The sequence below is a fragment of the Streptomyces flavofungini genome, assembly GCF_041028215.1.
In the GTDB taxonomy this organism is placed as follows: Bacteria; Actinomycetota; Actinomycetes; order Streptomycetales; family Streptomycetaceae; genus Streptomyces; species Streptomyces flavofungini_B.
In genome coordinates, this window is record NZ_JASKYR010000371.1 from 1 (window position 1) to 7292 (window position 7292).

5 protein-coding genes are annotated in these 7292 nt (G+C 69.9%); 4 read left to right on the forward strand and 1 reads right to left on the reverse strand.

Features of this window, described 5'->3' with window-relative positions; genetic code table 11:
- Positions 1-2474: DEAD/DEAH box helicase (locus AB8Z36_RS23875; protein ID WP_369215418.1), on the reverse strand; the 2474-nt coding region annotated here is incomplete at its 3' end.
- An 80-nt stretch (positions 2475-2554) separates the two neighbouring features.
- Between AB8Z36_RS23875 and bldG the strand changes: the two genes are divergently transcribed.
- The 4 genes from bldG (at position 2555) to AB8Z36_RS23895 (ending at position 7079) form a co-directional block, all read left to right on the forward strand.
- Positions 2555-2896 carry an anti-sigma factor antagonist BldG gene (bldG, locus tag AB8Z36_RS23880; protein ID WP_005475923.1) on the forward strand — a complete coding sequence of 114 codons (342 nt, stop codon included), beginning with the start codon at positions 2555-2557 and terminating at the stop codon, positions 2894-2896.
- A gap of 145 nt (positions 2897-3041) precedes the next feature.
- The gene (locus AB8Z36_RS23885; protein WP_369215419.1) at positions 3042-3473 is read left to right on the forward strand and encodes an ATP-binding protein; all 432 of its coding nucleotides are present in this window, start codon (positions 3042-3044) and stop codon (positions 3471-3473) included.
- A gap of 370 nt (positions 3474-3843) precedes the next feature.
- A complete protein-coding gene (locus tag AB8Z36_RS23890; RefSeq protein WP_369215420.1) occupies positions 3844-6246 on the forward strand; it encodes a sodium-translocating pyrophosphatase in 2403 nt (800 codons plus the stop codon).
- A 245-nt stretch (positions 6247-6491) separates the two neighbouring features.
- Complete coding sequence (locus AB8Z36_RS23895; protein WP_369215421.1) at positions 6492-7079, forward strand: small secreted protein; 588 nt, start codon at positions 6492-6494, stop codon at positions 7077-7079.
- Positions 7080-7292 lie beyond the last annotated feature (213 nt).

The following is a 7292-nucleotide window of genomic DNA, read 5'->3' on the forward strand; positions in this document are numbered from 1 at the left end:
CCCTCCGCCCCCTCCGAACCCTGCGAATCCGCCCCGTCCCGCAGCAACACCGAGAGCAGCCGTACCGCTCCCCGCTTGTGCAATGGGTCGTTGCCGTTGCCGCACTTGGGGGACTGGATGCAGGACGGGCAGCCGGCCTCGCACTCGCAGGAGGCGATGGCCTCGCGGGTGGCCGTCAGCCAGGCGTGGGCCGTGTGGAAGGCCCGTTCGGCGAAGCCCGCCCCGCCGGGGTGGCCGTCGTACACGAAGACCGTGGGAAGGAGCGTGTCCGGATGCAGCGGTACGGAGACACCGCCGATGTCCCAGCGGTCGCACGTGGCGAAGAGCGGCAGCATACCGATGGAGGCGTGCTCGGCGGCGTGCAAGGCGCCGCCGAGGATCTCGGGGTTGATGCGGGCGGCGTCCAGTTGGTCCTCGGTGACGGTCCACCAGACGGCCCGGGTGCGCAGCGTACGAGGAGGGAGGTCCAGCTTGGTCTCGCCGAGGACCTCGCCCGTGATGACCCTCCGGCGCAGGAAGGAGACGACCTGGTTGGTCACCTCGACGGAGCCGTAGCAGAGGCGCCCCGGGCCCCAGGGGATCTCGACGTCCGTCTCCAGGATGGAGATCGCCGTGGTGTCGCGCGCGGTCGTGGAGTAGGGCGGCGCGGCCTCCTCGACCAGGGCCACGGAGTCGTCCAGGTCGAGGCGGCGTACGAGATAGGTGCGCCCCTGGTGCAGGTGGACGGCGCCCTCGTGGACGGTGGTGTGCGCGGCGGACGCGTCGACGGTGCCGAGCAGCCGCCCCGTGCCCTCCTCGACGATCTGGACGGGCGCACCGCCCTCGCCGCGGATGTCCGTGAGGTCGGCGGCCCGCTCGCGGCGTGTCCAGTGCCAGGCCTTGGTGCGGCGGCGCAGCAGCTTCGCGGCCTCCAGCTGCGGGAGCAGTTCCTCGGCGGCGGGACCGAAGAGCGCCAGGTCCTCCTCGACGAGCGGCAGCTCGGAGGCGGCCGCGCAGAGGTGGGGCGCGAGGACGTAGGGATTGTCGGGGTCGAGGACCGTGGACTCCACGGGCTGCTGGAAGAGGGCCTCGGGATGGTGGACGAGATAGGTGTCCAGCGGATCGTCCCGGGCGACCAGCACGGCCAGCGCCCCCTGCCCGGAGCGCCCCGCGCGCCCGGCCTGCTGCCAGAGCGAGGCCCGCGTACCGGGATAGCCCGCGATGACGACGGCGTCCAGGCCCGACACGTCGACGCCGAGTTCGAGGGCGGTGGTGGCGGCGAGGCCGAGGAGCTCGCCGGAGTGCAGGGCGCGTTCGAGGGCGCGGCGCTCCTCCGGGAGATAGCCGCCGCGGTAGGCGGCGACGCGGTGGGCGAGGGAGCGGTCGACCTCGGCGAGACGTTCCTGGGCGATCACCGAGATCAGCTCGGCGCCGCGCCGGGAGCGTACGAAGGCGACCGAGCGGACGCCCTGGACGGTGAGGTCGGTGAGGAGGTCGGCCGTCTCGGCGGTGGCGGTGCGGCGGACCGGGGCGCCCTTCTCGCCGTGCAGGTCGGTGAGCGGCGGCTCCCACAGGGCGAAGACGAGGTCGCCGCGGGGTGAGGCGTCGTCGGCGACCTCCCGCACCGGCAGCCCGATGAGGCGCTCGGCGGACGCGGCGGGGTCGGCGGAGGTGGCGGAGGCGAGGAGGAAGACGGGCTCGGAGCCGTAGCGGGCGCAGAGGCGGCGCAGACGGCGCAGGACCTGGGCGACGTGGGAGCCGAAGACGCCGCGGTAGGTGTGGCACTCGTCGATGACGACGTAGCGCAGGGCGCGCAGGAAGGAGGACCAGCGCGGGTGGGAGGGGAGTATCCCGCGGTGCAGCATGTCGGGGTTGGTCAGCACGTAATTGGCGTACTGGCGCACCCACTCGCGTTCCTCGAAGGGGGTGTCGCCGTCGTACACGGCGGGGCGCACGGCGTTGCCCAGCGGGGCGGCCAGTTCGCGGACCGCGCGGCGCTGGTCGGCGGCCAGGGCCTTGGTGGGGGCCAGGTACAGAGCGGTGGCGCCACGGCCGTTCGGTGCCTCCGAGCCGTCCATGAGGGCGGAGAGGACGGGAGTGAGGTAGGCGAGCGACTTGCCCGAGGCGGTTCCGGTCGCGACGATCACCGAATCGCCGTCGAGCGCGTGCTCGGCGGCGAGCGCCTGGTGCGCCCAGGGGCGCTCGATGCCCGCGGCCCGGACGGCGGATATGACCTCCGGCCTGATGCGGTCGGGCCAGCCTGCATACCGGGCCTCACGTGGGGGCATGTGCTCCGTATGAGTGACGCGCGAAGCACGGCTCGGCCCCGCGGTGAGCCGGTCAAGGACCGTCCGCGGGGAGGCGTGTGCCCGGGTGCCCGCAGCGGGTCTCCCGGGGGGAGAAATGTTGGCCATCGGCATCGAGTGTGTCACTGGTGGGATGGACAATGGTCCTAAGGCGTCGTGCACGCCCGCCGGTAAGTGATTGAATGCCATCGCGGCTGGCGATCCGTCCTGGGGGCTCTGCCGAGGTGTCCCGAGGGATGACCGCTCGATAGCAAGGTGCTGGAGGATCCGTGGACCTGTCCCTGTCGACCCGTACCGTCGGCGATCGTACGGTCGTCGAGGTCGGTGGCGAAATCGATGTGTATACCGCGCCCAAGCTGCGCGAGCAGTTGGTCGAGTTGGTGAACGACGGCAGTTTCCATCTGGTCGTCGACATGGAGGGCGTGGACTTCCTCGACTCCACCGGGCTCGGCGTGCTGGTCGGCGGCCTGAAGCGGGTGCGTGCCCATGAGGGCTCGCTGCGCCTGGTCTGCAACCAGGAGCGCATTCTCAAGATTTTCCGTATCACCGGTCTGACCAAGGTGTTCCCGATTCACACCTCGGTCGACGAAGCGGTCGCGGCCACCGACTGAGTGGCGGACGGCCGAGCGCCGGACGACGGAGGTCCGGCGCACCGGCCGGACGTTTCCGGGCCCTCGGCCCGGTGTGGCAGTACAGCAGGGGGCCGGGCCTCGGCCCGGTCCCCTGACAGCACGCGTGTATGTCCGAGGGGGACGTATGGCCACCGTCGAGCTCTGCTTCAGCGCGCTGCCCGAGCACGTGAGGACCGCCCGCCTGGTGGCGGCCGCGGTCGCGCGCAGGGCCGGGGTGGACGAGGCCGTTCTCGACGAGGTCAGGCTCGCCGTCGGTGAGGCCTGCACCCGTGCCGTGGGACTGCATCAGAGCAGCGGCGTCACGGCGCCGGTGCGGGTCGCGCTCATCGAGGACGAGAAGCTGTTCTCCATCGAGGTCGGCGACGAGGCCCCCCGTTCGGCCCCCGGCGACCGGGGCGCGGCGGGCCAGGGCGCGGACCACGACGCCGAGGGCGAGGACGAGATGGGTCTCGCCGTCATCAGCGGCCTCGTGGACGACGTCGAGGTGACCTCGGGCGAGGCCGGTGGCCAGATCCGCATGAGCTGGCCGACGACTCCCGCGCCACTCCTCTCCTGAGTCCGGCGCGTCAGGCGCGTCAGGGCTCCAGCGCCTCAGCGCCCGGCGCCCCGGCCTCCGGGTCCTCGGGCGTCGTGCCCTCTCTTCCGGTCCCACCCCTGTGACGTGTACACCCCGCACCCCTGTCATCCCCGTGATGAACAGGGGCTTTTCTTTGGGTGATCTTATTGCCGGGTAGATCGACGATCATTCGGCAATCACTCGTCAACGGTTTTGAGGCATTACCGCTTTCGGGGACAATCGGCGGACCGGATCATTTGCTGAGGAGCAAACTCCAGTCAATTGCGTTAGTGGTGCTCTGTTTTGATCAGGTTCCGCTCCCTACAATCCGTCCACATCTTGAGCTCAGGTCAAGCGTCAAGGAGGACGAATGGCGGGGCTTTCTACCCCTCATCAGATTGACCACCCCTCAACCTTCGCAGCCGCAGTACTGACGGACGACAACCGTCTCATCGTCATGGTGATCGCGGCCGTCGCGCTCGCGGCGCTCGTCGTGGCCGGCGTGCTGGTACGCCAGGTTCTCGCGGCGGGCGAGGGAACCGACAGCATGAAGAAGATCGCGGCGGCGGTCCAGGAAGGCGCGAACGCCTATCTGGGCCGGCAGCTCCGCACACTCGGTGTATTCGCCGTCGTGGTGTTCTTCCTGCTCATGCTGCTGCCCGCGGACGACTGGAATCAGCGCGCCGGACGATCGATCTTCTTCTTGATCGGAGCGGCGTTCTCGGCGACCACCGGCTATATCGGTATGTGGCTCGCCGTACGCAGCAATGTGCGCGTGGCGGCCGCCGCCCGGGAAGCCACTCCGGCGGAAGGTGAGCCCGAAAAGGATCTCACCGCCGTCTCGCACAAAGCCATGAAGATCGCTTTCCGTACGGGCGGTGTCGTCGGCATGTTCACGGTGGGGCTCGGTCTTCTGGGCGCCTCCTGTGTGGTGCTCGTCTACGCCGCCGACGCGCCGAAGGTGCTGGAAGGTTTCGGCCTCGGTGCGGCGCTGATCGCGATGTTCATGCGTGTCGGCGGCGGCATCTTCACCAAGGCCGCCGACGTCGGCGCCGACCTGGTCGGCAAGGTCGAGCAGGGCATTCCGGAGGACGATCCGCGCAATGCCGCGACCATCGCCGACAACGTGGGCGACAACGTCGGCGACTGCGCGGGCATGGCCGCCGACCTCTTCGAGTCCTATGCCGTGACGCTGGTCGCCGCGCTGATCCTCGGCAAGGTGGCGTTCGGCGACTCCGGACTCGCCTTCCCGCTGCTCGTCCCGGCCATCGGTGTCGTGACGGCGATGATCGGCATCTTCGCGGTGGCGCCCCGGCGCGCCGACCGCAGCGGCATGAGCGCCATCAACCGCGGCTTCTTCATCTCCGCGGTCATCTCACTGGCCCTCGTGGCCGTCGCTGTCTTCGTCTACCTGCCGTCCTCGTACGCGAAGCTGGACGGTGTCACGGACGCGGCGATCAAGGGCCACGACGGCGATCCGCGGCTGCTCGCGCTGATCGCCGTGGCCATCGGCATCGTGCTGGCCGCCCTGATCCAGCAGCTCACCGGGTACTTCACCGAGACCAGCCGGCGTCCCGTCAGGGACATCGGCAAGACCTCGCTGACGGGCCCCGCCACGGTGGTCCTCGCAGGTATCTCGATCGGTCTGGAATCGGCCGTCTACACCGCGCTGCTCATCGGGCTCGGCGTCTACGGGGCGTTCCTGCTCGGCGGCACGTCGATCATGCTCGCCCTCTTCGCGGTCGCCCTGGCCGGTACGGGCCTGCTGACCACCGTCGGCGTCATCGTCGCCATGGACACCTTCGGTCCCGTCTCCGACAACGCGCAGGGCATCGCCGAGATGTCCGGCGACGTCGAGGGCGCGGGCGCGCAGGTCCTCACCGACCTCGACGCTGTCGGCAACACCACCAAGGCCATCACCAAGGGCATCGCCATCGCCACCGCGGTCCTCGCGGCCTCGGCGCTCTTCGGGTCGTACCGCGACGCGATCGCGACCGCGGCCAGGGACGTCGGTGAGAAGCTCGGCGACGGCGCGCCGATGAACCTGGTCATGGACATCTCGCAGCCCAACAACCTGGTGGGCCTGGTCCTGGGCGCCGCGGTCGTCTTCCTCTTCTCGGGGCTCGCGATCAACGCGGTGTCGCGGTCGGCGGGAGCCGTGGTCTACGAGGTGCGGCGGCAGTTCCGCGAGCACCCCGGGATCATGGACTACAGCGAGCAGCCGGAGTACGGGCGCGTCGTCGACATCTGCACCAAGGACGCGCTCCGCGAGCTGGCCACACCGGGTCTGCTCGCCGTGCTCACGCCGATCGCGGTCGGATTCTCGCTCGGCGTCGGCGCTCTCGGCTCGTTCCTCGCGGGCGCGATCGGCACGGGCACGCTGATGGCCGTCTTCCTCGCCAACTCGGGCGGCGCCTGGGACAACGCGAAGAAGCTCGTCGAGGACGGTCACCACGGCGGCAAGGGCAGCGAGGCCCACGCCGCGACCGTCATCGGTGACACGGTCGGCGACCCGTTCAAGGACACCGCCGGTCCGGCGATCAACCCCCTGCTGAAGGTGATGAACCTGGTGGCGCTGCTTATCGCGCCCGCGGTCATCAAGTTCAGCTACGGGGACGACGCCAGTGTCGGCATGCGGGTGCTGATCGCGGTGCTCTCCATCGCGGTCATCGTCGGCGCGGTCTACGTCTCCAAGCGGCGCGGCATCGCCGTGGGGGACGAGGGCAACTCCGAGCGTGCGGCCAAGCCGGCCGATCCGGCGATCGTCTCGTAGGGGGTGCATCAGGGCCCTTTGGGGCCTCGCTCCAACACGCGGGCGGACGGCGCGTTTTGACGTGCCGTCCGCCCGTCGCTCTGTCCGGCGGCGTTGCCCGTGGCCTCGCGGCGGGTGATCCGTGAGCCTTCTCTCCCGCTCATGGCCCGCTCAGGCTTGGTGCAAATGGCTGCAATAGGTGTTGTATCGGACCCTCGGCATGCGGATGTAGCCCAGTTGGCGTGTAAGTTCCGGGGCCGAGAGCCATGGAAGGGACCAATCCGGTGAACAAGAAGCTTGCAGCCGCACTGTCCGGCGGTGCGGTACTGGTACTCGCTCTGTCAGGGTGCAGCAGCGACGACGGCAACAAGGAGCTGGACGACTGGGCCAAGAAGGTCTGTGACTCCGTTCAGCCGCAGTCGAAGAAGATCGCGGACGCCAACGCCGCGATCCAGAAGGAGACCTCGGACAACAGTTCGCCGGCCGACGTCCAGAAGACCGACTCCAAGGCGTTCCAGGACATGTCCGACGCCTACAAGGCGATGGGCGACTCCGTGAAGAAGGCCGGGGCTCCGCCGGTCGACGACGGCAAGAAGAAGACGGACGACGCCGTCAAGGAGCTCAATGGCATCTCCAAGTCGTACGGGGACCTGAAGAAGCAGGTCGACGGCTTGGACACCAAGAACCAGGCGGACTTCGCCGATGGCCTCAAGGACGTCGCGGGCGAGCTGGACAAGCTGAGCAAGAGCGGCAACAGGGCGCTGGAGAAGCTCCAGGAGGGGGAGGTCGGCAAGGCGATGGGCAAGCAGGACAGCTGCAAGAGTGCCTCCGCCACGCCGTCCGCCAAGAGCTAGCCCCGCCGGACGGCGACGCGCGCCCCCCGGGCGGAGCCGTGCCCTCCGGCGGCGCGCCCTCAGGAGCAGCGACTTCCGGCGGCGCACCCTCGGGAGCCGCGACCATCGGCGGCGCGCCTCGGACGGCGGCGCGCGCCCTCCAGCGGGAGCCGTGCCCTCCGGCGGCGCGCCCTYCCGGTGGCGCGTGGCGCCCCTTCGGTGGCGTGCCCCAAG